A 23,108-nucleotide genomic window follows, 5' to 3' on the forward strand; every position below is an offset into this window, starting at 1 on the left:
CTGGAAACCGGCCGCGCCGTCGCCTTCATGATGGACGACGCGCTGCTCTATGGTGAAATGGCCAAGGCCAAGAAGCCAGCCGACTGGGTCGTGGTCGGTACCGCCCAATCGAAGGAAGCCTACGGCTGCATGCTGCGCAAGGACGACCCGGCCTTCAAGAAGGTGGTCGATGCAGCGCTGACCAAAGCGATGACCTCCGGTGATGCCGAAAAGATCTACGCCAAGTGGTTCATGGCCCCGATTCCGCCGAAGGGACTGAATCTGAACATGCCGCTGTCCGACGAAATGAAGGCACTTTATAGCGCCCCGAACGACAAGGCTTTCGAATAAACCTCCATCCAAAAGAAAAAGGCCGGGAAATCCCGGCCTTTTCTTAAAACGTCAGCAGCTTATTCAGCAGCTTCGTCCACTTCCACAGCCTCGGTAGGCTCCGGACGATCAACCAGTTCGACGAAAGCCATCGGTGCGTTATCGCCATCGCGGAAGCCACACTTCAGAATGCGAAGGTAGCCACCCGGACGGGCGTTGTAACGCGGACCCAGTTCGGCAAACAGCTTGACGACGATCTCGCGATCGCGCAGGCGGTCAAATGCCAGACGCTTGTTGGCCAGGGTCGGGTTCTTGCCCAGGGTAATCATCGGTTCAACAACACGGCGCAGCTCCTTGGCCTTCGGCACGGTGGTCTTGATGGCCTCGTGACGGAGAAGAGAAACAGTCATGTTGCGCAGCATCGCGAGGCGATGGCTGCTGGTACGGTTCAGTTTGCGAAGTCCATTGCGGTGACGCATGGTTAATCCTTTCTATGTTCTGCAGGCGTCCCTTGACTGCCCGAGCTGAAAAAGGTCCTTAGACCTTTTCCAGACCGGCGGGCGGCCAATTTTCCAGTTTCATGCCGAGCGTCAAACCGCGTGCGGCCAACACTTCCTTGATCTCGTTCAGCGACTTACGACCCAGGTTCGGGGTCTTGAGAAGTTCGTTCTCGGTACGCTGAATCAGATCGCCGATGTAATAGATGTTCTCGGCCTTCAGGCAGTTCGCGGAACGAACCGTCAGTTCGAGGTCATCTACCGGGCGGAGCAGAACCGGATCTACCTGGGCCGGCTTGGAAGCCTCGGCCACAGGAGCGGTACCCTCCAGGTCGGCGAACACGGAAAGTTGTTCCATCAGTACGCGAGCAGCGTAACGAATGGCTTCTTCCGGCTCGACAACGCCGTTGGTTTCGATGTCGACAATCAGCTTGTCCAGGTCGGTACGTTGCTCAACGCGGGCGCTTTCAACTGCATAAGCGACGCGGCGAATCGGGCTGAACGAGGCATCAAGCACGAGCTTGCCAATGGTCTTGGAGTCGCCCAGATTGCGCATGTTACCGGGCACGTAACCACGACCCTTCTCGACCTTGATTTCCATGGCGAGCTTGCCGCCAGGAGAGAGGTGAGCGACAACATGTTCCGGATTGATGATTTCGACGTCATGCGGCAATTCAATATCACCGGCACGAACGACGCCTTCACCTTCCTTGACCAGATTGAGCGTTACCACATCGCGGTTATGCAACTTGAACACAATACCCTTGAGGTTCAAAAGGATGTCAACGACATCCTCCTGAACGCCATCAACGGTGGAGTACTCATGAAGCACACCTTCGATACCGACCTCAGTCGGCGCGTAACCCGGCATTGAAGACAGCAGAATGCGGCGCAGCGCATTGCCAAGAGTGTGGCCATAGCCGCGTTCGAACGGCTCCATGACGACCTTGGCTTGCACGGGCGAAACACTCTGCACATCGATGATGCGGGGTTTCAGAAGTCCACTGTTTTGCATGGGCTAAATTCCTCTGCTCAGTGATTACTTCGAGTAAAGTTCGATGACGAGACCTTCGTTCAGGGTCGACGGCAGCTCGGAGCGCTGCGGCATAGCCTTGAACGTGCCCTTGCCTTCCTTGGTGTCCACAGCAACCCATTCCGGGAAGCCACGCGACTCGGCTGCTTCGAGAGCGGCCTTGCAACGCAGGGATGCACGGGCGCGAGCGGTCAGCTGAACAACATCACCCGGCTTGACCAGGAAGGACGGGATGTTAACGCGCTTGCCGTTAACCAGAACACCGTTGTGACGAACCACTTGGCGGGACTCGGTGCGCGAAGCACCAAAACCCATGCGGTAAGCTACGGAGTCCAGACGGGCTTCGAGCAGTTGCAGCAGGTTTTCACCAGTCTGGCCCTTGCGGCGGTCGGCTTCAGCAAAAGTCTTGCGGAACTGGCCTTCGAGAACGCCATAGACGCGACGAATCTTCTGCTTGGCGCGCAGGTGAACGCCGTAGTCGGAGAGACGGGCACCGGACTTCTGGCCATGTTGGCCAGGAGCGTAGGAGCGGCGCTCGATGGCGCACTTATCGGTAAAACACTTTTCGCCCTTCAGGAACAGCTTTTCGCCTTCGCGGCGGCACTGACGGCATTTCGGATCGAGATTACGAGCCACTTGTCTTTCTCCTTAGATGCGGCGCTTTTTGGGCGGACGGCAGCCGTTGTGCGGCACCGGCGTCACGTCGGAAATCGCGGTGATCTTCATGCCCAGCGCGTTGAGCGCACGGACAGACGATTCACGACCAGGACCAGGGCCCTTGATGCGAACTTCCAGATTCTTGACGCCACATTCCTGAGCGGCCTTGCCGGCAGCTTCAGCAGCCACCTGAGCAGCGAACGGGGTGGACTTACGCGAACCGCGGAAGCCGGCACCACCGGACGTAGCCCAGGACAGCGCGTTGCCCTGGCGATCGGTAATGGTGATGATGGTGTTATTGAACGAAGCGTGAATGTGGGCAATGCCCTCGGCAACGTTCTTTTTGACCTTCTTGCGAACTTTGGTAGCAGTCTTTGCCATGTTCTGTCCCTATTACTTCTTGCCAGCGATGGCCTTGCGCGGGCCCTTGCGGGTACGTGCATTGGTACGGGTGCGCTGACCACGGCAGGGCAGGCCCTTGCGATGGCGCAGACCACGGTAGCAACCGAGGTCCATCAGACGCTTGATGTTCATCGTGACTTCACGGCGCAAGTCACCTTCTACGGTGTACTTGCCCACTTCATCACGCAAACGATCCATGTCCGCATCGGACAGATCTTTCATTTTCTTGGTACGAACGATACCGGCCGCATCACAGATTTTCTGTGCGCGGGTACGGCCGATGCCAAAAATCGCCGTCAGGGCGATCTCTGCATGCTGATGGTTCGGAATGTTTACCCCTGCAATACGGGCCATTGAATCACTCCAATATTTCGAAAATTAACGAATGCCAGACTCACCAGGAAATTAACCCTGGCGCTGCTTATGACGCGGATCCTTGCAAATGACGCGAACGACACCCTTGCGACGGATTACTTTGCAATTGCGGCACACGCGCTTCACTGAAGGTTGCACTTTCATGTTTCACTCCTCGTCTGCGAGGGCTCGGAAGCAGCCGTGTTTCCTTGCCCTGCGGTTTATTGCGTAGAGAACTTTTTACTTGGCGCGGAAAACAATCCGCGCCTTGCTTAAATCGTATGGGGTCAGTTGCACGGTTACCTTGTCTCCGGGAAGGATGCGGATGTAATGCATCCGCATTTTTCCAGAAATAAACCCGTGCACGATGTGCCCGTTTTCCAACTTGACTTTGAAGGTCGCGTTCGGGAGATTTTCTACAACCTCTCCCAGCATCTCGATGTAATCTTCTTTAGCCATGACTACTATTTACTTGATCATCGGGGAACCCTTGAAGTTAGCTTTCTTCAAGAGACTTTCATACTGGTGCGACATGACATAAGCCTGAACCTGCGACATGAAGTCCATCGTCACAACCACGATAATCAACAACGAGGTACCGCCAAAATAGAAGGGAACATTCCACTTCAGGATCAGGAACTCAGGCAACAGACAAACCAATGTGATGTACGCAGCACCGATTAGCGTCAAACGCATCAGAATCTTATCGATGTACCGCGCAGTCTGCTCGCCCGGACGAATCCCGGGAACAAAAGCACCACTCTTTTTCAGGTTATCGGCCGTTTCCTTGGAATTAAAAACCAAGGCGGTGTAGAAGAAACAGAAGAAAACGATCGCCGCTGCGTAAAGCATCACGTAAATCGGCTGCCCCGGTGCAAGCGTGCCGGCAACATCCTTCAGCCAGCGCATCGATTCGCCCGAGCCAAACCAGCCAGCCACCGTCGCCGGAAACAGAATGATCGAGGAGGCGAAAATCGGGGGGATAACACCCGACATATTCAACTTCAGCGGCAGATGTGAACTCTGCCCGCCATAAATCTTGTTGCCAACCTGGCGCTTGGCGTAATTAACCAGAATCTTGCGTTGACCGCGCTCAACAAACACAACAAACGCGGTAACCAGAGCCACCAAAACACAGATAACCAGAGCGGTCAGCGGATGCATGGCGCCAGTCCGAACCAACTCGAGCAGGCCGCCGATAGCATTCGGTAGCCCGGCCGCGATACCACCAAAAATGATGATCGAAATGCCGTTACCCAGACCACGCTCCGTGATTTGCTCGCCCAGCCACATCAGGAACATCGTCCCGGTAACGAGCGTCGTAACGGTGGTCAAACGGAACAGGAAGCCAGGGTCTAAAACCAAACCGGGCTGGGCTTCCAGCGCTACAGCGATACCTAGGCCCTGAAAGAGAGCGAGAGCTAGCGTCCCATAACGGGTGTATTGAGTGATCTTACGCCGACCTGCTTCGCCCTCTTTCTTGAGAGCTTCAAGTTGCGGGCTGGCCACACTCATCAACTGCATGATGATCGATGCCGAAATGTAAGGCATGATCCCCAATGCAAAAATCGTGAAACGCGACAGAGCGCCACCCGAGAACATGTTGAACATGCCGAGGATGCCGCCCTTCTGCGAATTGAACAGATCGGAAAGAACGTTGGGGTCAATCCCGGGAACCGGGATATGCGCGCCAATGCGATAGACGACCAGCGCACCGACAAGGAACCACAAACGGCGCTTCAAATCGCCGAATTTGCCACCTTTGCCAACGGTATTGGGATTAGCTGCCAACGTTCAGACCTTTCGCGTTCTTACTCGGCGACGGAGCCGCCAACGGCTTCGATCGCTGCTTTGGCACCCTTGGTGGCACCAACGCCTTTGAGAACCACCTTGCGGGTGATCGCACCAGCCAGGATGACCTTGGCAGACAATGCGTCGCCCGGAACAATCCCGGCTGCCTGGAGAGCCAGCAAATCGATTTCATCGATCGGCAGACGATCCAGATCCGTCAGGCGAACTTCATAGTTGCGAGCGCGGGTCAGGGAATTGAAACCGCGCTTCGGCAGACGACGCTGCAGCGGCATTTGACCGCCCTCGAAGCCAACCTTGTGGAAGCCACCGGAACGGGACTTCTGACCCTTGTGGCCGCGACCACAGGTTTTGCCAAGGCCGGAACCAATACCGCGGCCAACACGCTTGGCAGCCTTCTTGGAGCCTTCGGCCGGCTTAATCGTATTTAGACGCATGGTTTAACCCTCGACCTTAACCAGGTACTGGACCTTCTGGATCATGCCGCGAACAGCCGGCGTATCCAGGAGCTCAGCAGAGCTGTTCAGCTTGCGCAGACCCAGGCCGCGTACGGTAGCGCGATGATCCTGCTTGGTCCCGATGATGCTCTTGACGAGCTTCACTGTGATTTTCTTGTCAGCCATGACTTACCCCAGGATCTGATCAACCGAAAGACCGCGCTTAGCGGCGATTTCGGCCGGCGTATTCACCTTCGACAAACCGTCGATGGTGGCACGCACGATGTTGTAGGGATTGGTGGAGCCGTGAGCCTTGGCCACCACGTTGGTCACGCCAACAACTTCGAAGACAGCGCGCATGGCGCCGCCGGCGATGATGCCGGTACCCTCGGGGGCCGGCTGAATCATCACGGTCGTTGCACCGTGGCGACCCATCACCGTGTGATGCACGGTACCGCTCTTCAGGCTGACCTTGGCCATCTTGCGACGAGCCTCTTCCATTGCCTTCTGAACAGCAACCGGCACTTCGCGGGACTTGCCCTTGCCCATGCCGATACCACCATCACCATCACCAACGACGGTCAATGCAGCGAAACCGAGGATACGGCCGCCTTTAACCACCTTGGTGACGCGATTAACCGCAACCATCTTTTCGCGCATACCATCATCGCGCTCTTCAGCCTGTTGCGGCTTCTTGTTTCTTTCAGGTTTAGCCATTTTCTAACCTTATCCTTTTCGGCGATCAGAACTTCAGACCAGCTTCACGCGCAGCTTCAGCCAGCGCCTGAACACGACCATGGTACTGAAGACCGGAACGATCAAAAGCCACCTGCTCAATACCGGCCGCTTTTGCGCGTTCGGCGATCAGCTTGCCAACAGAGGTGGCAGCAGCCTTGTTACCGCCGTTCGGGACATCGTTGCGGACGCCCGTTTCCAGCGTGGAAGCCGAAGCCAGAACCTTGCCGCCGCAGGGCGAAATGATCTGGGCGTAAATGTGGCAGTTCGTGCGATTAACGCACAAGCGCACAGCCTTGAGCTCGGCGATTTTGGCCCGGGTTTGGCGGGCGCGGCGCAGACGCGCTTGTTTCTTGTTAAACATATGCCACCCTTACTTCTTCTTGGTTTCCTTGATAACAACCACTTCGTCCGCGTAACGAACGCCCTTGCCCTTGTAGGGCTCCGGCTTCCGGTATGCGCGAACTTCGGCTGCAACCTGGCCGACCTGTTGCTTATCCGAACCCTTGATCAGGATTTCGGTTTGGGTCGGACATTCGACTTTCACACCAACAGGCATCTTGTGCGCCACCGGGTGAGAAAAACCGAGCGAGAGGTTCAAGGTATCACCTTGAGCCTGAGCGCGGTAACCCACGCCAACCAGCTGCAGCTTCTTCTCAAAACCCTTGGAGACACCGGTTACCATGTTGTTGAGGTTGGCACGCATGGTGCCCCACATGGCGGACGCGTTGTCAGCACCAGCAACCTTGGAAACCTGAACGTTTTGCCCTTCGACAGCGACTGTAACGGAAGGATGAGCGGCAGTCTTCAGAATGCCCAGCGGGCCTTTGACAACGATCTGCTCACCAACCGAAATTTCAACACCGGCCGGCAGAACTACGGGATTCTTACCAATACGAGACATGAATTCCCTCCTTATGCCACGATGCACAGGACTTCGCCGCCAACCTTGCTGGCACGAGCCTTGCGATCAGTCATAACGCCCTTGGGGGTGGACACAATCGCCACACCAAGACCATTCATGACACGGGGAATATCTTCACAGCCCTTGTAAATCCGCAGACCAGGCTTCGAAACACGCTCGATGCGCTCAATTACCGGACGACCGGCGTAATACTTGAGTGCAATTTCGAGGGTCGGCTTGCCATCAGCCTGACGAACTGCGAAATCATCAACGTAACCTTCATCCTTGAGCACGGCGGCGATAGCCACCTTGAGCTTGGACGACGGCATGGAGACAGACGCCTTCTCGGCGAGCTGGGCGTTGCGCATGCGAGTCAGCATGTCCGCGATCGGATCGCTCATAGCCATTTCTGAATCTCCTCTTACCAGCTGGCCTTAACAATACCCGGGATTTCGCCATTGAATGCGAGCTCACGAATCTTGTTACGGCACAAACCGAACTTACGGAAAACACCACGCGGACGACCGGTCAGCTGGCAACGATTGCGCAGACGGGACGGGCTCGAATTGCGCGGCAGGGCCTGAAGCTTCAGACGGGCGTCGTAACGCTCCTGGTCAGAGAGGCTTTCGTCAGTGATAATCGCCTCCAGGGCCGCACGCTTCTTCGCGTACTGCGCGACCATCTTGCGGCGCTTCTCTTCACGGTTGATCAGAGCAAGTTTTGCCATGATTGCCTCAATTCTTGAACGGGAACTTGAACGCGGCCAGCAGAGCTTTCGCTTCGGCATCGGTCTTCGCGGTCGTTGTGATACTGATATTCATACCCCGAAGAGCATCGATTTTGTCGTACTCGATTTCCGGGAAAATGATCTGCTCTTTGACACCCATATTGTAGTTACCCTGGCCATCAAAACCCTTGCCAGAAATACCACGGAAGTCGCGAACCCGCGGCAGCGCAACGGTAACCAGGCGATCAAGGAACTCGAACATACGAGGACCGCGCAAGGTAACCATGCAACCGATCGGATAGCCATCGCGAATCTTGAAACCTGCGATGGACTTGCGAGCCTTGGTCGTCACCGGCTTTTGACCTGCAATCTTCTGCATGTCGCCGACGGCATTCTCAAGCACCTTCTTATCAGCCACCGCCTCACCGACACCCATGTTCAGGGTAATCTTGGTGATACGCGGCACTTCCATCACCGACTTGTAACCAAACTGCTTGGTCATGTCGCCAACGACGGTTTCTTTGTAAAACTGCTGCAAACGCGCCATGTCTACCCCTTAAGCGTTTACCAGTTCGCCGTTCGACTTGAACACGCGAACCTTGCGACCGTCATCGAGCGCCTTGAAGCCGACGCGGTCAGCCTTCTTGGTAGCAGGATTAAACAACGCAACGTTGGAGAGATGAATCGGCATATCCTTATCGACGATGCCACCAGCCACGCCCTTGACGGGATTCGGCTTGACGTGCTTCTTGGCACGATTGACACCCTCAACCAGCACATGCTCTTCATCAACACGGCGCAGCACGGTACCGCGCTTGCCCTTGTCTTTACCGGTAATTACGACGACTTCGTCGCCTTTACGAATTTTTTCCATCACGCGTCCCTTACAGCACTTCAGGAGCCAGGGACACGATCTTCATAAAGCGCTCGGTACGCAATTCGCGGGTCACCGGGCCAAAGATGCGCGTGCCGATCGGCTCGAGCTTGTTGTTGAGAAGAACTGCGGCATTGCCATCAAAGCGAACCAGCGAGCCATCCGGACGACGAACACCCTTGGCGGTGCGAACCACCACGGCGTTATATACATCACCCTTCTTAACACGACCACGCGGCGCAGCATCTTTGATGCTGACCTTGATGATGTCACCAATGCCAGCATAGCGGCGCTTGGATCCACCGAGCACTTTGATACACATTACTGAACGAGCACCGGTGTTATCGGCGACGTCCAGAGTCGTCTGCATCTGAATCATTTAAATTAACTCCAACTTAACCCGCCTAGGCGGTCAGTCTTGGAACCCGTGCGGGTCGAACAACTTTGCCGGCCGCCAGGACGACTGCCAACAAAAAAGAAGCCGGATTATACCGGCTTCTTTTTGTGTCACGCAAGTGTTTTCAAAAACTTTCGTTATACAACGATAGCCTTCTGCAGGACGGTTGTGACCGCCCAAGTCTTGGTGCGGGATACCGGGCGCGTTTCGACGATCTCGACGAGATCACCGGCCTTCGCCGAATTACCCTCATTGTGCGCGTGGTACTTCTTGGAACGAACCATTACCTTGCCGTACATCGGGTGCTTAACCTTACGTTCGACTAGGACGGTAACAGTCTTGTCCATTTTATCGCTCACAACGCGACCGATCAGGGTGCGTTTGATGCTGGTGGTTTCGCTCATTGCTGCACCGCCTTTTCACGGATAAGCGTGCGAACGCGAGCGATGTCACGACGCACCTTGGACATTTGGCTGGTATTGGACAGCTGCTGGGTAGCAAGCTGCATACGCAGACCGAACTGGGCCTTCAGAAGGTCCAGCAATTCCTTATTGAGCTCGTCCACGCTCTTGGTTCTCAGTTCACTAGCTTTCATGATTACCCCAGATGACGAGTCACGAAGGTGGTGGAAATCGGCAGCTTGGCAGCAGCAAGAGCAAATGCCTCGCGAGCCAGCGCTTCATTCACGCCATCCATCTCATACAGGACCTTGCCCGGCTGAATTTCGGCGACCCAATACTCCGGGTTACCCTTACCGTTACCCATACGAACCTCGGCCGGCTTCTTGGAAATCGGCTTGTCCGGGAAGATACGGATCCAGATGCGACCACCACGCTTGATGTGGCGGGTCATCGCACGACGAGCTGCTTCGATCTGGCGCGCAGTCAAACGACCACGACCGGTGGCCTTGAGCCCCCATTCGCCGAACGAAACCTTCGTACCACGGGTCGCCAGACCTTCATTACGGCCCTTATGTTCCTTGCGGAACTTGCGACGATTTGGTTGCAACATTTAGGCACCTGCCTTTCTTACTCGCTTGGCCGGAGCGCCGTCACCTTCCGGCTTTTTCACCGTACGGGTACGCGGGCGATCGCCTTCGGGCTTACCCGGAGCACGACGCGGCTTGCGATCATCGCCAGCCGGCTCGGCTGCTTCCGGCTGTTCGCCACGATCAAGCATGTCACCCTTGTAGACCCAGACCTTGATACCGATGATGCCGTAGGTGGTCAGAGCTTCGGAGGTCGCATAATCGATGTTTGCGCGGAGCGTATGAAGTGGCACACGACCTTCGCGATACCACTCGCTACGGGCGATTTCTGCACCGTTCAGACGACCCGCGCTCATCACCTTGATGCCCTGGGCGCCAAGGCGCATCGCATTCTGCATCGCACGCTTCATGGCGCGACGGAACATGATCCGCTTTTCGAGCTGCTGAGCAATCGAGTCGGCGATCAGTTGAGCATCGATTTCCGGCTTGCGGATTTCTTCGATCGACACATGAACGGGAACGCCCATGATGCGCTGAAGATCCGTACGCAGCTGTTCGATATCCTCGCCCTTTTTGCCGATCACGACACCCGGACGTGCCGAGTAGATCGTAACGCGGGCATTCTTGGCCGGGCGCTCGATAAGGACGCGACCGACAGAGGCGTGCGCCAACTTCCGCTTCAGATACTCACGGACCTTGACGTCTTCGTTCAACATGCCAGGAAAGTCCTTGCTGGCAGCGTACCAGCGCGAACTCCAGTTTTTGGTGACTGCCAGGCGGAAGCCAGTCGGATGAATTTTCTGTCCCATGGCTCTTCCTTAGTTACCAACGGTCAGATAAATGTGGCAGGTCGGCTTGATGATCCGATTACCACGACCCTTGGCGCGCGCAGTAAAGCGCTTCAGCACCATGCCTTTTTCGACGTAAATGATCTTAACTTTCAATTCGTCGATATCGGCACCGTCATTGTGTTCCGCGTTGGCAATCGCCGACTCGAGAACTTTCTTGACGATACCAGCCCCCTTTTTCGGGGAGAAGGCCAGGATGTTTAGAGCCTGACCGACCGGCTTGCCGCGCACCAGATCAGCCACCAGGCGACCTTTTTGCGCAGAGAGGCGTACGCCCCGCAGACTTGCACGAGTTTCCATGTCAGCTCCTTACTTCTTGGCCTTTTTGCCGGCGGTGTGACCCTTAAACGTACGGGTCAGCGAAAACTCGCCAAGCTTGTGACCGACCATATTCTCGGTAACAAAAACCGGAATATGCTGCTTGCCATTGTGTACGGCGATCGTCAAACCGATGAACTCGGGGAGGATCGTCGAACGACGCGACCAGGTCTTGATCGGGCGCTTGTCGCTAGTAGCACGGACCGCTTCGACTTTGTCGATCAGGTACGCATCTACAAACGGGCCCTTTTTCAGAGAACGTCCCATTTCCTACCCCTTAACGCTTATGACGGCGCGACACGATCATGCTATTCGTGCGCTTGTTGCTGCGGGTACGGTAACCCTTGGTCGGCTGCCCCCACGGATTAACCGGTACGCGACCTTCACCAGTACGACCTTCACCACCACCGTGCGGGTGATCGATCGGGTTCATAGCAGTACCACGAACGGTCGGGCGAATACCACGCCAACGCATAGCACCAGCCTTGCCAAACTTACGCAGGTTGTGCTCTTCGTTACCGACCTCACCGATGGTGGCGCGGCATTCAACATGCACACGACGAACTTCACCGGAGCGCAGGCGAACCTGGGCGTAGATACCTTCGCGAGCCAGCAACTGAACAGAAGTCCCTGCCGAGCGGGCCAACTGAGCACCCTTGCCCGGGAGCATTTCAACACAGCAAATGGTCGTACCGACCGGAATGTTGCGAATCGGCAACGCGTTACCCGACTTGATCGGCGCTTCGGAACCACTCATTACCTGCTGACCAACCACCATGCCCTTGTTGGCAATGATGTAGCGGCGCTCACCATCGGCGTAGCAGAGCAATGCAATGTTTGCAGTGCGGTTCGGGTCGTATTCGAGACGCTCAACCTTGGCCGGAATACCGTCCTTGGTCCGCTTGAAGTCGATGACGCGATAGGACTGCTTGTGTCCACCACCTTGGTGACGAACAGTAATGCGACCATTGTTGTTACGGCCGGCGTTACCGGACTTAGCCTCAACCAAGGCCGCAAAAGGCTTACCCTTGTGCAGATTAGGGTTGACGACCTGAACAACGGCACGACGACCCGGGGAAGTCGGCTTGACTTTAACGAGTGCCATTAGGCAGCCCCCCCTTCGACAAAATTGATTTCCTGGCCAGCCTTGAGACAGACATAGGCTTTTTTCCAGCCCTTGCGGCGCCCAACCGTACCTTTGAAACGCTTGACCTTGCCCTTGACGTTGGCGACCTGAACGGACTCAACTTCAACCTTAAAGAGCAACTCAACCGCAGCCTTGATTTCCGGCTTGGTGGCATCGGTCGCCACACGGAAGATGACTTGCTCATTCTTTTCGGCGACGTAGGTTGCCTTCTCAGAGATTTGCGGAGCAAGCAGAACTTGCATCAGACGTTGTTGATTCATCCCCACATCTCCTCGAACTTAGCCACCGCGCTCTTGGTAACAAGCACCTTGGCAAAGCGAACCAGCGAAACCGGGTCAGCTTCTTGGGCTTCGAGCACCAAAACATTGGGCAGATTGCGCGACGAGAGATAGAGATTCTCGGTCAACGCGTCCGTAACAACCAGAAGATTGCCTTCCAGACCCATATTCTTCAGCTTCTGCGAGAACAATTTGGTCTTCGGCGCATCGACAGCCAGATCATCAACCACTACAAGGCGGTCTTGACGGGCCAACTCGGAGAGAATCGCAGCCATACCGGCGCGGAACATCTTCTTGTTAACCTTTTGGCTGAAATTTTCATCCGGCGAGTTCGGGAAGGTGCGACCACCCCCGCGCCACAACGGGCTACCATTGCTACCGGCACGAGCACGACCCGTACCCTTCTGGCGCCACGGCTTGGTCGTCGTATGACGAACTTCCGAACGGTCTTTTTGCTGACGATCACCGGAACGCGCATTGGCCTGATAAGCCACGACGATCTGGTGCACCAGCGCTTCATTAAAGTCACGACCAAACAGCACGTCGGACGCCTGCAACTTTGCAGACTCCTGGCCTTGCTCGTTAATTACCTTGAGTTCCATGTCGTCCCCTTAAGCCTTGACTGCCGGACGCACAACTACGTCAGCGCCCTTGGCACCCGGAACGGCGCCACGAACCAGCAGCAATTGACGCTCGGAATCGACACGTACAATTACCAAGCCCTGCGTAGTGGACTGCACATCACCGAGATGGCCGGCCATGCGCTTACCCGGAAAAACACGACCCGGATCCTGCGCCATACCGATAGAACCCGGTGCGTTATGCGACACCGAGTTACCGTGCGAAGCACGCTGGGAACTAAAATTATGGCGCTTGATACCGCCCTGGAAACCCTTACCGATAGAAGTGCCGGTCACATCAACTTTTTGCCCTTCGGCAAAAATCGTGACAGCAACCTGATCACCCGCCTTGAAAGAGGCCAGCTGATCAGCATCGATACGGAATTCCTTGAGGACGTGCCCGGCTTCCACACCCGCCTTGGCCAGATGGCCAGCAATGGGCTTGGAAACGCGAGAGGCACGGCGCTTGCCGAATGCGACCTGAATGGCTGCGTAGCCATCGATCTCCGGCGTTTTGACTTGGGTCACGCGGTTGTTTGACACGTCAAGCACAGTTACCGGGATGGACGCACCATCCTCAGCAAAAATGCGAGTCATGCCAACCTTGCGACCAACAAGGCCTAGACTCATGGTTATTCTCCTCACCGCCGGCTGCGATTGGCCGGTCGATGTAAAACAACAAATGGGCAGCCGTCACCGGCCACCCCCGAAAGGCGCGGATTATATCCGCAACCCTTAATTACTGCAACTTGATTTCGACGTCGACGCCAGCCGGGAGGTCCAGCTTCATCAGCGCATCAACCGTCTTGTCGGTCGGATCAACGATGTCCATCAAACGCAGATGGGTACGAATTTCCAACTGATCGCGGGAAGCCTTGTTCACGTGCGGCGAACGCAGGATATCGAAACGCTGCTTACGCGTCGGCAGTGGCACAGGACCACGAACGACGGCACCGGTACGCTTGGCGGTTTCAACGATTTCCTGAGCGGATTGATCGATCAGACGATAGTCGAATGCCTTGAGACGGATACGGATTTTTTGGCTTTGCATTTTTGGCTTCCAAAGAGCGATGGGATGGAATCGCTTCCACCCCGATTTTCAAAAAGAACGAATTACTCGATGATCTTGGCAACGACACCAGCACCGACGGTACGACCGCCTTCACGGATGGCGAAACGCAGACCTTCTTCCATGGCGATCGGAGCGATCAGCTTGACGGTCATCTGGATGTTGTCACCCGGCATGACCATTTCAACGCCTTCCGGCAGGGAGATCGCGCCGGTCACGTCGGTGGTACGGAAGTAGAACTGCGGACGGTAGTTGTTGAAGAACGGGGTGTGACGACCACCTTCGTCCTTCGACAGAACATACACTTCGCCAGTGAAGTGGGTGTGCGGGGTGATCGAGCCCGGCTTGCACAGGACCTGACCACGCTCGACGTCTTCACGCTTGGTACCACGCAGCAGGGCGCCAACGTTATCGCCAGCCTGACCTTGGTCGAGCAGCTTGCGGAACATTTCGACACCGGTACAGGTGGTCTTGACGGTCGGGCGAATACCGACGATTTCAATTTCTTCGCCAACCTTGACGACGCCACGTTCGATACGGCCGGTCACCACGGTGCCGCGACCAGAGATCGAGAAGACATCTTCAACCGGCATCAGGAACGGCAGATCAACAGCGCGCTCCGGGGTCGGGATGTAGGAGTCCAGAGCATCAGCCAGACGGAAGATGCAGGGCTCGCCGATTTCCGACTGATCGCCTTCGAGGGCCTTCAGGGCGGAACCGTGAATGATCGGGGTGTCGTCGCCCGGGAAGTCGTACTTGGAGAGCAGCTCGCGCAGTTCCATTTCGACCAGCTCGAGCAGTTCGGCATCATCCACCATGTCGCACTTGTTCATGAAGACCAGAACGTACGGCACACCGACCTGACGGGCCAGCAGGATGTGTTCGCGGGTTTGCGGCATCGGGCCGTCAGCAGCGGAACAGACGAGGATGGCGCCATCCATCTGGGCAGCACCGGTAATCATGTTCTTGACGTAGTCGGCGTGACCCGGGCAGTCAACGTGGGCGTAGTGACGATTGGCGGTTTCGTACTCGACGTGCGCAGTGTTGATCGTGATGCCGCGAGCCTTTTCTTCCGGGGCTGCGTCAATCTGATCGTAAGCCTTGGCGGCGCCGCCGTACTTCTTCGACAGCACCGTCGTGATCGCTGCCGTCAGCGTGGTCTTGCCGTGGTCAACGTGACCAATCGTACCGACGTTTACGTGCGGTTTGGTACGTTCAAATTTCTCTTTTGCCATTATCGGTTCTCCAATAACGTATTACTTTTTGTTAATGACAGCCTCAGCGACGTTCTTCGGCGCTTCGGTATAGTGCTTGAATTCCATCGAGTAGGTGGCGCGGCCTTGCGACAGCGAACGCACAGACGTCGAGTACCCGAACATTTCAGATAGCGGCACTTCCGCCTTGACCAACTTGATGCCGCCAACCTGATCTTCCATGCCCTGAACGATGCCACGACGCGACGACAGGTCACCCATGACGTTCCCCATGTACTCTTCCGGAGTCTCGACCTCGACAGCCATCATCGGCTCCAGCAGCGTCGGACTGGCTTTCTTCATACCTTCCTTGAAAGCCATCGAAGCAGCCATGCGGAAGGCGTTTTCGTTGGAGTCAACATCATGGTAAGAACCGTCGAATAGCGTGAACTTGATATCGACGACCGGGAAGCCAGCCAGAACACCACTCGTCACCGCGTCGCGCAAGCCCTTATCAACAGCCGGAATGAATTCACGAGGAACCACACCGCCCTTGATGGCATCGACGAACTCGTAGCCCTTGCCAGCCTCGTTCGGCTCGATCTTGAGCCAGACATGACCGAACTGACCACGACCGCCAGACTGCTTGACGAACTTACCTTCCTGCTCAACCGACTTCTTGATGCACTCGCGGTAGGCAACCTGCGGCGCACCGACGGTTGCTTCAACGTTGAATTCGCGACGCATGCGGTCAACCAGAATTTCCAGGTGCAATTCACCCATACCGGAAATGATGGTTTGACCCGACTCTTCGTCGGTACGCACACGGAAGGACGGATCTTCCTGAGCCAGACGACCCAGCGCCAAGCCCATCTTTTCCTGGTCAGCCTTGGTCTTCGGTTCAACGGCGACGTGAATCACCGGCTCCGGGAAGACCATGCGCTCAAGGGTGATGACCTTGGCCGGATCACACAGCGTATCGCCAGTGGTCGCCTCTTTCAAACCGACAGCAGCTGCGATGTCACCAGCACGCACTTCCTTGATTTCTTCGCGCTGATTGGCGTGCATCTGCAGGATGCGACCCAAACGCTCCTTACGCCCCTTGACCGGGTTGTAAACGGTATCACCGGAGTTGATCACACCGGAATAGACGCGGAAGAAGATTAGCTGACCAACAAACGGGTCAGTCATAATCTTGAAAGCGAGAGCCGAGAAGGACTCGTCGTCGGCAGCACGACGAACGCCCTCGGACTCATCTTCGAGAATACCCTTAACCGGAGGAATATCAACCGGCGACGGCAGCAGTTCGATCACAGCGTCCAGCATCTTCTGCACGCCCTTGTTCTTAAAGGCGGTACCGCACAGCATCGGCTGAATTTCACAGGCGATGGTACGGGTACGCAGACCAAGGATGATTTCAGCTTCGGAGAGGTCACCCTCTTCGAGATACTTGTTCATCAACTCCTCGGAAGCCTCGGCAGCAGCCTCAACCATCTGCTCACGCCAGCTAGCGGCATCATCAGCCAGATCAGCCGGAATGTCGCGCGCTTCGTATTTCATACCCTGGGAGGCTTCGTCCCAGTAGATGGCTTTCATACGGATCAGGTCAACCACACCTTCGAAGGTATCTTCAGCACCGATAGGAATCACAACCGGCACCGGATTAGCCTTCAGGCGCAACTTCAACTGCTCGACAACGCGGAAGAAATTGGCACCGGAACGGTCCATTTTGTTTACGAAGGCCAAACGCGGCACGCCGTACTTGTTGGCCTGACGCCAAACGGTTTCGGACTGCGGCTGAACGCCGCCAACCGCACAGTAGACCATACAGGCAGCATCAAGGACGCGCATCGAACGCTCGACTTCAATCGTGAAGTCAACGTGACCCGGGGTGTCGATAATGTTGATGTGGTGAGCCGGGAACTGCTTGTCCATCCCGCTCCAGTAACAGGTCGTAGCAGCCGAGGTAATGGTGATACCGCGCTCCTGCTCCTGCTCCATCCAGTCCATGGTGGCCGCACCGTCATGCACCTCACCGATTTTGTGATTAACACCGGTGTAGTACAGGATGCGTTCGGTCGTCGTCGTCTTACCGGCGTCGATGTGGGCGCTGATACCGATATTACGGTAGCGCTCGATGGGAGTTTTACGTGCCACGTTAGAGCCCTTTGAAAATTAGAAGCGGAAGTGGGCGAAGGCCTTGTTGGCTTCAGCCATACGGTGCACTTCGTCGCGCTTCTTGACGGCGCCGCCACGGTTTTCAGCCGCCTCCAGCATTTCGGCAGCCAGGCGCTGGCCCATCGACTTTTCTGAACGCTTGCGGGCGGATTCACGCAACCAGCGCATGGCCAGCGCGGCGCGACGGGCCGGGCGAACTTCAACCGGCACCTGATAGTTGGCACCGCCGACACGACGGGACTTCACTTCAACCATCGGCTTGACGTTGCTCATGGCAGAACCGAACACTTCCAGCGGATCCTTGCCACCCTTGGTGGTGATGATCTCGAAAGCACCATAGACGATGCGTTCGGCGACGGACTTCTTGCCGCTTTGCATGATGGCGTTAACGAACTTGGAAACTTCAACGCTACCGAACTTGGGATCCGGCAGGATGTCACGCTTGGGTACTTCACGACGACGGGGCATATTAACCTCAAATAAACACGATTCAGTTGAAAAGCCGGGCTAGGGTTTTACCCTCCCGGCCTCTCCCGACCGCCCAAGGGGACGGCCACTTACTTAAGCAACCTAATAAGTTAGGCAGCCTTCGGACGCTTGGCCCCGTACTTCGAACGGGACTGCTTACGATCCTTGACACCCTGGGTATCCAGGGAGCCACGCACGGTGTGATAACGCACACCCGGCAAATCCTTGACACGACCACCACGGATCAGGACCACGGAGTGCTCCTGGAGGTTATGGCCTTCACCACCGATATAGGAAATGACTTCAAAGCCATTGGTCAGACGAACCTTGCAAACCTTACGGAGTGCGGAGTTCGGCTTCTTCGGGGTGGTGGTATAGACACGAGTACAAACACCGCGCTTCTGCGGGCATTTCTCCAGAGCGGGAACCTTGCTCTTGGTGACTTCGGCAACGCGCGGCTTGCGCACGAGCTGATTGATAGTCGGCATATCGAACTTCCTTCAACGACCGGGCACTCACTGATGGTGCACGACGGCAATTTTGTTATCCAAAGCAGAGACAATGATTAGCCTCTGCCGACAAAGACCATAAATTCTATGGTTTATCAACCCCCATGTCAACGAGACATGGGGGTGCATGCTAAATCAGGAGGCTTGATCCACTTCCTGAACAACAGGCGCTTCCGCCGCGTCCGTGTTGGTACGCCCGGCAATATCTTCGCCGGTAGTCTGCGCCTTCCTCGTGCGATGGTAGGCGAGACCAGTACCCGCCGGAATGAGACGGCCGACGATAACGTTTTCCTTCAGACCGCGCAGCTCGTCCCGTTTGCCCATGATGGCGGCCTCGGTAAGGACGCGCGTCGTTTCCTGGAAGGAAGCAGCCGAAATAAACGAATCGGTGGACAAAGAAGCCTTGGTAATACCGAGCAGCATATGGTCGAAATTGGCCGGCAACTTGCCTTCAGCAACGACACGGTCGTTTTCAGCCAGCAACTCGGCACGCTCAACCTGTTCCGACTTGATGAACTTCGTATCACCCGGTTCGGTAATCGTCACTCGACGCAACATCTGACGAACAATCACTTCAATATGCTTGTCGTTGATTTTCACGCCTTGCAGACGATAGACGTCCTGCACTTCGTCGGTGATGTAGCGGGCCAGCGCCTCGACACCTTGCAAACGCAGAATATCGTGCGGATCCGGCTCGCCTTCGACGATCTTCTCACCCTTGTTGACCACCTGACCGTCGTGCACCAGAACGTGCTTATCCTTGGAAATCAGGAATTCGTGCTGATTGCCGTCAAGGTCGGTAATGATCAGACGCTGCTTACCCTTGGTGTCCTTACCAAAACTGGTCGTACCGGTGAACTCGGCCAACACGGAGGCATCCTTCGGGGTGCGGGCTTCGAACAACTCGGCAACGCGCGGCAAACCACCGGTAATGTCGCGGGTCTTGGCAGACTCTTGCGGCATACGCGCCAGCACATCACCAACGCCAACCTGCTGGCCGTCGAGCACCGAAATAATGGAGCCAACCTGGAAGGCGATCGATACAGCGTGATCGCTACCATGAATCTTGACCTCCTGACCAGACTCATCGAGCAGCTTGACGACCGGGCGGACACCCTTGGTCGCGGCCTTACCGCCACGCTTGTGATCGATAACCACCAGCGTGGAAAGACCGGTTACATCGTCAACCTGCTTGGCGACAGTGACACCCTCTTCAACGTTTTCGAAGCGGACGGTACCGGCGTATTCCGTAACAATCGGACGGGTGTGCGGATCCCAGGTCGCCAGTTTGGCACCGGCCTTGACCACCTTGCCGTCATCGACCGACAACATGGCGCCATACGGTACCTTGTGACGCTCGCGCTCACGACCATGATCATCCGTAATCAGCACCTCGCCAGAACGGGAAATGACAACTTTTTCGCCCTTGGCGCTGGTGACATAACGCATGGTTGCGGTGAACCGCACCGTACCGGCCGATTTCGATTCGACTTGGGAAGCAACAGCCGCCCGGGAAGCGGCACCACCGACGTGGAAGGTACGCATAGTGAGCTGGGTACCCGGCTCGCCAATCGACTGGGCGGCGATAACACCGACCGATTCGCCGGCATTAACCATCGTGCCACGACCGAGGTCACGACCATAACACTTGGCACACAGACCATAACGAGTATCGCAGGTCAGCGGGGTGCGAACCTTGACCTCATCGATGCCCAGCTTATCGATAAGATCGACCAGATCCTCGTCGAGCATGGTGCCGGCGAAAATCACAGTTTCCTGGGTTTCCGGATCGACCAGATCGTCAACCGTGACACGGCCGAGGATACGCTCACGCAAGGGCTCGATAACCTCACCACCTTCGACCAGAGCCTTGACCGGGAAGCCGTTCTTGGTACCGCAATCATCTTCAGTGATGACCAAGTCCTGCGTCACATCGACCAGACGACGAGTCAGGTAGCCGGAGTTTGCCGTCTTCAGTGCCGTGTCGGCCAGACCCTTACGAGCACCGTGGGTCGAGATGAAGTACTGGAGAACGTTCAGACCTTCGCGGAAGTTGGTCGTGATCGGTGTTTCGATAATCGAACCATCCGGCTTTGCCATCAAGCCGCGCATACCGGCTAGCTGACGAATCTGCGCCGCCGAACCGCGGGCACCCGAGTCGGCCATCATGTAGATGGAATTAAAGGAATCCTGCTTGACCTTCTTGCCGTGGCGGTCGATGGTTTCCTCATGACCAAGCTCGTCCATCATGACCTTGGCAACCTGATCGCCGGTGCGGCCCCAGATATCGACGACCTTGTTATAGCGTTCGCCGTTGGTGACCAGGCCATTGGTGTACTGGATTTCGATTTCTTTTACTTCAGCTTCGGCTGCCGCGATGATTTCGTGCTTCTTGGCCGGGACGCGCATGTCGTCCGAACAGAAAGAGATACCAGCACGGGTAGCCAGGGCATAGCCGTTTTGCATCAGCTTATCGGCGAAGATGACAGTTTCCTTCAAGCCACAGCGACGGAAGGACTCGTCGATTAGCTTGGAGATTTCCTTCTTTTTCAGCGCCCGGTCGATCGCCTTGAAGGGCAGACCCTTCGGCAGGATCTTGGAGAGTAGCGCGCGGCCGGCCGTGGTTTCGACACGAACGATTTTCTCGTTCCACTCGCCGTCCACCGCAGCAGCCTCGTATTGAGTCAGGCGAACGGAAATGCGCGAGTGGATATCGAGCTCCTTGGCGGCCATGGCACGCTCGATCTCGTTGGTATTGGCGAAATACATGCCTTCGCCCTTGCCATTAACCTTTTCGCGGGTCGCGTAGTACAGACCCAACACGATATCCTGCGACGGCACGATGATCGGCTGGCCGTTGGCCGGCGACAGCACGTTGTTGGAGGCCAGCATCAGGGTACGGGCTTCCATCTGCGCCTCGAGCGACAACGGCACGTGGACGGCCATCTGGTCACCGTCGAAGTCGGCGTTGAAGGCCGCGCAAACCAGCGGATGCAACTGGATGGCCTTACCTTCGATCAGGGTCGGCTCGAATGCCTGGATACCCAGACGGTGCAGGGTCGGCGCACGGTTCAGCATGACCGGGTGTTCGCGGATGACATCTTCGAGGATGTCCCAGACCACCGGCTCTTGGCCTTCGACCATCTTTTTGGCTTGTTTGATGGTGGTGGCGTAGCCGAGCACTTCCAGCTTGTGGAAGATGAACGGCTTGAACAGTTCCAGTGCCATCAGCTTGGGCAGACCGCACTGGTGCAGCTTGAGCTGCGGACCAACCACGATGACCGAACGGCCGGAGTAGTCGACGCGCTTACCGAGCAGATTCTGACGGAAACGACCGCCCTTGCCCTTGATCATGTCGGCCAACGACTTGAGCGGACGCTTGTTGGCACCGGTCATCGCCTTGCCACGACGGCCGTTGTCGAGCAGGGAGTCAACCGACTCCTGCAACATGCGCTTTTCGTTGCGAACGATGATTTCCGGCGCCTTCAGCTCAAGCAGACGCTTCAAACGGTTGTTCCGGTTGATGACGCGACGGTAAAGGTCGTTAAGGTCAGAAGTAGCGAAGCGACCACCATCCAGCGGCACCAGCGGACGCAGGTCCGGCGGCAGCACCGGCAGCACTTCGAGGACCATCCAGTCCGGCTTGATACCAGATTTCAGGAAACCTTCGAGAATCTTCAGACGCTTGGCGAGCTTCTTGTTCTTGGCTTCCGAACCGGTAACTTCCAGCTCGGCGCGCAGCGATTCGACTTCGCTCGGCAGATCGAGGTTGCGCAGCAGTTCACGAATACCTTCGGCGCCCATCAGAGCATGGAATTCATCGCCATGCTCTTCCATCATCTCCAGATACTGCTCTTCGGTGAGCAGTTGGGCACGCTGAAGGTTGCTGACCATACCAGGATCGCAAACGACATAGGCCTCGAAGTACAGGACGCGCTCGATATCGCGCAGCGTCATGTCGAGCACCATGCCGAGACGGGACGGCAGGGACTTCAGGAACCAGATGTGGGCGGTCGGCGAGGCCAGTTCGATGTGACCCATGCGGTCACGACGCACCTTGGCCAGTGTCACTTCGACGCCGCACTTCTCGCAGATCACGCCACGATGCTTCAGGCGCTTGTACTTGCCGCACAGGCACTCGTAGTCCTTGATCGGGCCAAAGATCTTGGCACAGAACAGACCATCGCGCTCCGGCTTGAAGGTGCGGTAGTTGATGGTTTCGGGCTTCTTGACTTCACCGTAGGACCAGGAACGGATCTTTTCGGGCGAGGCGAGACCAATGGTAATCGCGTCGAATTCCTCTTCGGCGGTTACCTGCTTGAATAGATCGAGCAATGCTTTCATCGTTTAACTCCCA

The 23,108-nt window shown here is 56.3% G+C and carries 35 protein-coding genes; 1 reads left to right on the plus strand and 34 read right to left on the minus strand.

Features of this window, described 5'->3' with window-relative positions:
- Positions 1 to 330 (plus strand): transporter substrate-binding domain-containing protein (locus GH663_RS18230; protein WP_153133070.1); only part of this gene is annotated, 330 nt, incomplete at its 5' end.
- 59 nt (positions 331 to 389) lie between these two features.
- On the opposite strand, the gene rplQ is transcribed toward GH663_RS18230, so the two are convergent.
- From rplQ to rpoC, 34 genes are all read right to left on the minus strand, one after another.
- Positions 390 to 788 (minus strand): 50S ribosomal protein L17, encoded by a 399-nt coding sequence (gene rplQ / locus GH663_RS18235; RefSeq protein WP_066880007.1) that lies wholly within the window; start codon positions 786 to 788, stop codon positions 390 to 392.
- Between the two features lie 58 nt (positions 789 to 846).
- Positions 847 to 1,821: a DNA-directed RNA polymerase subunit alpha gene (locus GH663_RS18240; protein ID WP_066880005.1), complete on the minus strand. Its 975-nt coding sequence runs from the start codon at positions 1,819 to 1,821 to the stop codon at positions 847 to 849.
- A gap of 24 nt (positions 1,822 to 1,845) precedes the next feature.
- Positions 1,846 to 2,475 (minus strand): 30S ribosomal protein S4, encoded by a 630-nt coding sequence (gene rpsD, locus GH663_RS18245; protein WP_153133071.1) that lies wholly within the window; start codon positions 2,473 to 2,475, stop codon positions 1,846 to 1,848.
- A gap of 12 nt (positions 2,476 to 2,487) precedes the next feature.
- Positions 2,488 to 2,877, minus strand: coding sequence for a 30S ribosomal protein S11 (rpsK, locus tag GH663_RS18250; RefSeq protein ID WP_066880003.1), 390 nt, complete (start codon positions 2,875 to 2,877; stop codon positions 2,488 to 2,490).
- Positions 2,878 to 2,889: 12 nt separating this feature from the next.
- Positions 2,890 to 3,252, minus strand: a complete 363-nt coding sequence (rpsM, locus tag GH663_RS18255; protein ID WP_066880002.1) for a 30S ribosomal protein S13 — start codon at positions 3,250 to 3,252, stop codon at positions 2,890 to 2,892.
- Between the two features lie 51 nt (positions 3,253 to 3,303).
- The gene (gene rpmJ, locus GH663_RS18260; RefSeq protein ID WP_028994206.1) at positions 3,304 to 3,417 is read right to left on the minus strand and encodes a 50S ribosomal protein L36; all 114 of its coding nucleotides are present in this window, start codon (positions 3,415 to 3,417) and stop codon (positions 3,304 to 3,306) included.
- 75 nt (positions 3,418 to 3,492) lie between these two features.
- A complete protein-coding gene (infA, locus tag GH663_RS18265; RefSeq protein ID WP_066880001.1) occupies positions 3,493 to 3,711 on the minus strand; it encodes a translation initiation factor IF-1 in 219 nt (72 codons plus the stop codon).
- 9 nt (positions 3,712 to 3,720) lie between these two features.
- On the minus strand, positions 3,721 to 5,043 hold the full coding sequence (secY, locus tag GH663_RS18270) for a preprotein translocase subunit SecY (protein ID WP_153133072.1): 1,323 nt from the start codon (positions 5,041 to 5,043) through the stop codon (positions 3,721 to 3,723).
- A 20-nt stretch (positions 5,044 to 5,063) separates the two neighbouring features.
- Entirely contained in the window at positions 5,064 to 5,498 is a 435-nt protein-coding gene (gene rplO / locus GH663_RS18275) for a 50S ribosomal protein L15 (RefSeq protein WP_153133073.1), read from the minus strand.
- A 3-nt stretch (positions 5,499 to 5,501) separates the two neighbouring features.
- On the minus strand, positions 5,502 to 5,684 hold the full coding sequence (gene rpmD, locus GH663_RS18280) for a 50S ribosomal protein L30 (RefSeq protein ID WP_066879998.1): 183 nt from the start codon (positions 5,682 to 5,684) through the stop codon (positions 5,502 to 5,504).
- A 3-nt stretch (positions 5,685 to 5,687) separates the two neighbouring features.
- On the minus strand, positions 5,688 to 6,215 hold the full coding sequence (rpsE, locus tag GH663_RS18285; RefSeq protein ID WP_066879997.1) for a 30S ribosomal protein S5: 528 nt from the start codon (positions 6,213 to 6,215) through the stop codon (positions 5,688 to 5,690).
- 25 nt (positions 6,216 to 6,240) lie between these two features.
- Positions 6,241 to 6,597 carry a 50S ribosomal protein L18 gene (rplR, locus tag GH663_RS18290; protein WP_153133074.1) on the minus strand — a complete coding sequence of 119 codons (357 nt, stop codon included), beginning with the start codon at positions 6,595 to 6,597 and terminating at the stop codon, positions 6,241 to 6,243.
- Between the two features lie 9 nt (positions 6,598 to 6,606).
- Positions 6,607 to 7,137 carry a 50S ribosomal protein L6 gene (gene rplF, locus GH663_RS18295; protein WP_153133075.1) on the minus strand — a complete coding sequence of 177 codons (531 nt, stop codon included), beginning with the start codon at positions 7,135 to 7,137 and terminating at the stop codon, positions 6,607 to 6,609.
- An 11-nt stretch (positions 7,138 to 7,148) separates the two neighbouring features.
- On the minus strand, positions 7,149 to 7,544 hold the full coding sequence (rpsH, locus tag GH663_RS18300) for a 30S ribosomal protein S8 (RefSeq protein WP_066879994.1): 396 nt from the start codon (positions 7,542 to 7,544) through the stop codon (positions 7,149 to 7,151).
- 14 nt (positions 7,545 to 7,558) lie between these two features.
- The gene (gene rpsN / locus GH663_RS18305) at positions 7,559 to 7,864 is read right to left on the minus strand and encodes a 30S ribosomal protein S14 (RefSeq protein WP_153133076.1); all 306 of its coding nucleotides are present in this window, start codon (positions 7,862 to 7,864) and stop codon (positions 7,559 to 7,561) included.
- Between the two features lie 7 nt (positions 7,865 to 7,871).
- Entirely contained in the window at positions 7,872 to 8,411 is a 540-nt protein-coding gene (rplE, locus tag GH663_RS18310; protein ID WP_153133077.1) for a 50S ribosomal protein L5, read from the minus strand.
- Between the two features lie 9 nt (positions 8,412 to 8,420).
- The gene (rplX, locus tag GH663_RS18315; protein WP_153133078.1) at positions 8,421 to 8,738 is read right to left on the minus strand and encodes a 50S ribosomal protein L24; all 318 of its coding nucleotides are present in this window, start codon (positions 8,736 to 8,738) and stop codon (positions 8,421 to 8,423) included.
- A gap of 10 nt (positions 8,739 to 8,748) precedes the next feature.
- Positions 8,749 to 9,117, minus strand: a complete 369-nt coding sequence (rplN, locus tag GH663_RS18320) for a 50S ribosomal protein L14 (protein WP_028994194.1) — start codon at positions 9,115 to 9,117, stop codon at positions 8,749 to 8,751.
- 155 nt (positions 9,118 to 9,272) lie between these two features.
- A complete protein-coding gene (rpsQ, locus tag GH663_RS18325) occupies positions 9,273 to 9,539 on the minus strand; it encodes a 30S ribosomal protein S17 (RefSeq protein WP_066879989.1) in 267 nt (88 codons plus the stop codon).
- Entirely contained in the window at positions 9,536 to 9,730 is a 195-nt protein-coding gene (gene rpmC / locus GH663_RS18330; RefSeq protein WP_027456670.1) for a 50S ribosomal protein L29, read from the minus strand. The genes rpsQ and rpmC overlap by 4 nt, the downstream gene beginning before the upstream one ends.
- 2 nt (positions 9,731 to 9,732) lie before the next feature.
- Positions 9,733 to 10,146 (minus strand): 50S ribosomal protein L16, encoded by a 414-nt coding sequence (gene rplP / locus GH663_RS18335; protein ID WP_027456671.1) that lies wholly within the window; start codon positions 10,144 to 10,146, stop codon positions 9,733 to 9,735.
- Positions 10,147 to 10,932 (minus strand): 30S ribosomal protein S3, encoded by a 786-nt coding sequence (rpsC, locus tag GH663_RS18340; protein ID WP_153133079.1) that lies wholly within the window; start codon positions 10,930 to 10,932, stop codon positions 10,147 to 10,149.
- Positions 10,933 to 10,941: 9 nt separating this feature from the next.
- Positions 10,942 to 11,271 (minus strand): 50S ribosomal protein L22, encoded by a 330-nt coding sequence (gene rplV, locus GH663_RS18345; protein ID WP_066879987.1) that lies wholly within the window; start codon positions 11,269 to 11,271, stop codon positions 10,942 to 10,944.
- A gap of 9 nt (positions 11,272 to 11,280) precedes the next feature.
- Positions 11,281 to 11,556, minus strand: coding sequence for a 30S ribosomal protein S19 (gene rpsS, locus GH663_RS18350; protein WP_066879986.1), 276 nt, complete (start codon positions 11,554 to 11,556; stop codon positions 11,281 to 11,283).
- Between the two features lie 10 nt (positions 11,557 to 11,566).
- Positions 11,567 to 12,394, minus strand: a complete 828-nt coding sequence (gene rplB, locus GH663_RS18355; RefSeq protein ID WP_153133080.1) for a 50S ribosomal protein L2 — start codon at positions 12,392 to 12,394, stop codon at positions 11,567 to 11,569.
- Complete coding sequence (gene rplW, locus GH663_RS18360) at positions 12,394 to 12,696, minus strand: 50S ribosomal protein L23 (RefSeq protein WP_083518147.1); 303 nt, start codon at positions 12,694 to 12,696, stop codon at positions 12,394 to 12,396. The genes rplB and rplW overlap by 1 nt, the downstream gene beginning before the upstream one ends.
- Positions 12,693 to 13,316, minus strand: a complete 624-nt coding sequence (rplD, locus tag GH663_RS18365; protein WP_153133081.1) for a 50S ribosomal protein L4 — start codon at positions 13,314 to 13,316, stop codon at positions 12,693 to 12,695. The genes rplW and rplD overlap by 4 nt, the downstream gene beginning before the upstream one ends.
- A gap of 9 nt (positions 13,317 to 13,325) precedes the next feature.
- Complete coding sequence (rplC, locus tag GH663_RS18370) at positions 13,326 to 13,964, minus strand: 50S ribosomal protein L3 (RefSeq protein WP_066879983.1); 639 nt, start codon at positions 13,962 to 13,964, stop codon at positions 13,326 to 13,328.
- Between the two features lie 109 nt (positions 13,965 to 14,073).
- Entirely contained in the window at positions 14,074 to 14,385 is a 312-nt protein-coding gene (gene rpsJ / locus GH663_RS18375) for a 30S ribosomal protein S10 (RefSeq protein ID WP_028994183.1), read from the minus strand.
- Positions 14,386 to 14,447: 62 nt separating this feature from the next.
- On the minus strand, positions 14,448 to 15,638 hold the full coding sequence (gene tuf, locus GH663_RS18380; protein WP_153133082.1) for an elongation factor Tu: 1,191 nt from the start codon (positions 15,636 to 15,638) through the stop codon (positions 14,448 to 14,450).
- 21 nt (positions 15,639 to 15,659) lie between these two features.
- Complete coding sequence (gene fusA / locus GH663_RS18385) at positions 15,660 to 17,753, minus strand: elongation factor G (RefSeq protein ID WP_153133083.1); 2,094 nt, start codon at positions 17,751 to 17,753, stop codon at positions 15,660 to 15,662.
- A gap of 18 nt (positions 17,754 to 17,771) precedes the next feature.
- Positions 17,772 to 18,242, minus strand: a complete 471-nt coding sequence (gene rpsG, locus GH663_RS18390; protein ID WP_153133084.1) for a 30S ribosomal protein S7 — start codon at positions 18,240 to 18,242, stop codon at positions 17,772 to 17,774.
- A 110-nt stretch (positions 18,243 to 18,352) separates the two neighbouring features.
- Complete coding sequence (rpsL, locus tag GH663_RS18395; protein ID WP_066879509.1) at positions 18,353 to 18,730, minus strand: 30S ribosomal protein S12; 378 nt, start codon at positions 18,728 to 18,730, stop codon at positions 18,353 to 18,355.
- Positions 18,731 to 18,886: 156 nt separating this feature from the next.
- The gene (gene rpoC, locus GH663_RS18400; protein WP_153133085.1) at positions 18,887 to 23,095 is read right to left on the minus strand and encodes a DNA-directed RNA polymerase subunit beta'; all 4,209 of its coding nucleotides are present in this window, start codon (positions 23,093 to 23,095) and stop codon (positions 18,887 to 18,889) included.
- Positions 23,096 to 23,108 lie beyond the last annotated feature (13 nt).

The organism is Dechloromonas hortensis (genome assembly GCF_009469765.1).
In the GTDB taxonomy this organism is placed as follows: Bacteria; Pseudomonadota; Gammaproteobacteria; order Burkholderiales; family Rhodocyclaceae; genus Azonexus; species Azonexus hortensis.

Excerpts from the sequence above, each read along its gene's own strand:
- rplQ (WP_066880007.1), bottom strand. The coding sequence starts at position 788 with ATGCGTCACCGCAATGGACTTCGCAAACTGAACCGTACCAGCAGCCAT.
- GH663_RS18240 (WP_066880005.1), bottom strand. The coding sequence starts at position 1,821 with ATGCAAAACAGTGGACTTCTGAAACCCCGCATCATCGATGTGCAGAGT.
- rpsK (WP_066880003.1), bottom strand. The coding sequence starts at position 2,877 with ATGGCAAAGACTGCTACCAAAGTTCGCAAGAAGGTCAAAAAGAACGTT.
- rpsM (WP_066880002.1), bottom strand. The coding sequence starts at position 3,252 with ATGGCCCGTATTGCAGGGGTAAACATTCCGAACCATCAGCATGCAGAG.
- rpmJ (WP_028994206.1), bottom strand. The coding sequence starts at position 3,417 with ATGAAAGTGCAACCTTCAGTGAAGCGCGTGTGCCGCAATTGCAAAGTA.
- infA (WP_066880001.1), bottom strand. The coding sequence starts at position 3,711 with ATGGCTAAAGAAGATTACATCGAGATGCTGGGAGAGGTTGTAGAAAAT.
- rplO (WP_153133073.1), bottom strand. The coding sequence starts at position 5,498 with ATGCGTCTAAATACGATTAAGCCGGCCGAAGGCTCCAAGAAGGCTGCC.
- rpmD (WP_066879998.1), bottom strand. The coding sequence starts at position 5,684 with ATGGCTGACAAGAAAATCACAGTGAAGCTCGTCAAGAGCATCATCGGG.
- rpsE (WP_066879997.1), bottom strand. The coding sequence starts at position 6,215 with ATGGCTAAACCTGAAAGAAACAAGAAGCCGCAACAGGCTGAAGAGCGC.
- rplR (WP_153133074.1), bottom strand. The coding sequence starts at position 6,597 with ATGTTTAACAAGAAACAAGCGCGTCTGCGCCGCGCCCGCCAAACCCGG.
- rplF (WP_153133075.1), bottom strand. The coding sequence starts at position 7,137 with ATGTCTCGTATTGGTAAGAATCCCGTAGTTCTGCCGGCCGGTGTTGAA.
- rpsH (WP_066879994.1), bottom strand. The coding sequence starts at position 7,544 with ATGGCTATGAGCGATCCGATCGCGGACATGCTGACTCGCATGCGCAAC.
- rpsN (WP_153133076.1), bottom strand. The coding sequence starts at position 7,864 with ATGGCAAAACTTGCTCTGATCAACCGTGAAGAGAAGCGCCGCAAGATG.
- rplE (WP_153133077.1), bottom strand. The coding sequence starts at position 8,411 with ATGGCGCGTTTGCAGCAGTTTTACAAAGAAACCGTCGTTGGCGACATG.
- rplX (WP_153133078.1), bottom strand. The coding sequence starts at position 8,738 with ATGGAAAAAATTCGTAAAGGCGACGAAGTCGTCGTAATTACCGGTAAA.
- rplN (WP_028994194.1), bottom strand. The coding sequence starts at position 9,117 with ATGATTCAGATGCAGACGACTCTGGACGTCGCCGATAACACCGGTGCT.
- rpsQ (WP_066879989.1), bottom strand. The coding sequence starts at position 9,539 with ATGAGCGAAACCACCAGCATCAAACGCACCCTGATCGGTCGCGTTGTG.
- rpmC (WP_027456670.1), bottom strand. The coding sequence starts at position 9,730 with ATGAAAGCTAGTGAACTGAGAACCAAGAGCGTGGACGAGCTCAATAAG.
- rplP (WP_027456671.1), bottom strand. The coding sequence starts at position 10,146 with ATGTTGCAACCAAATCGTCGCAAGTTCCGCAAGGAACATAAGGGCCGT.
- rpsC (WP_153133079.1), bottom strand. The coding sequence starts at position 10,932 with ATGGGACAGAAAATTCATCCGACTGGCTTCCGCCTGGCAGTCACCAAA.
- rplV (WP_066879987.1), bottom strand. The coding sequence starts at position 11,271 with ATGGAAACTCGTGCAAGTCTGCGGGGCGTACGCCTCTCTGCGCAAAAA.
- rpsS (WP_066879986.1), bottom strand. The coding sequence starts at position 11,556 with ATGGGACGTTCTCTGAAAAAGGGCCCGTTTGTAGATGCGTACCTGATC.
- rplB (WP_153133080.1), bottom strand. The coding sequence starts at position 12,394 with ATGGCACTCGTTAAAGTCAAGCCGACTTCCCCGGGTCGTCGTGCCGTT.
- rplW (WP_083518147.1), bottom strand. The coding sequence starts at position 12,696 with ATGAATCAACAACGTCTGATGCAAGTTCTGCTTGCTCCGCAAATCTCT.
- rplD (WP_153133081.1), bottom strand. The coding sequence starts at position 13,316 with ATGGAACTCAAGGTAATTAACGAGCAAGGCCAGGAGTCTGCAAAGTTG.
- rplC (WP_066879983.1), bottom strand. The coding sequence starts at position 13,964 with ATGAGTCTAGGCCTTGTTGGTCGCAAGGTTGGCATGACTCGCATTTTT.
- rpsJ (WP_028994183.1), bottom strand. The coding sequence starts at position 14,385 with ATGCAAAGCCAAAAAATCCGTATCCGTCTCAAGGCATTCGACTATCGT.
- tuf (WP_153133082.1), bottom strand. The coding sequence starts at position 15,638 with ATGGCAAAAGAGAAATTTGAACGTACCAAACCGCACGTAAACGTCGGT.
- rpsG (WP_153133084.1), bottom strand. The coding sequence starts at position 18,242 with ATGCCCCGTCGTCGTGAAGTACCCAAGCGTGACATCCTGCCGGATCCC.
- rpsL (WP_066879509.1), bottom strand. The coding sequence starts at position 18,730 with ATGCCGACTATCAATCAGCTCGTGCGCAAGCCGCGCGTTGCCGAAGTC.
- rpoC (WP_153133085.1), bottom strand. The coding sequence starts at position 23,095 with ATGAAAGCATTGCTCGATCTATTCAAGCAGGTAACCGCCGAAGAGGAA.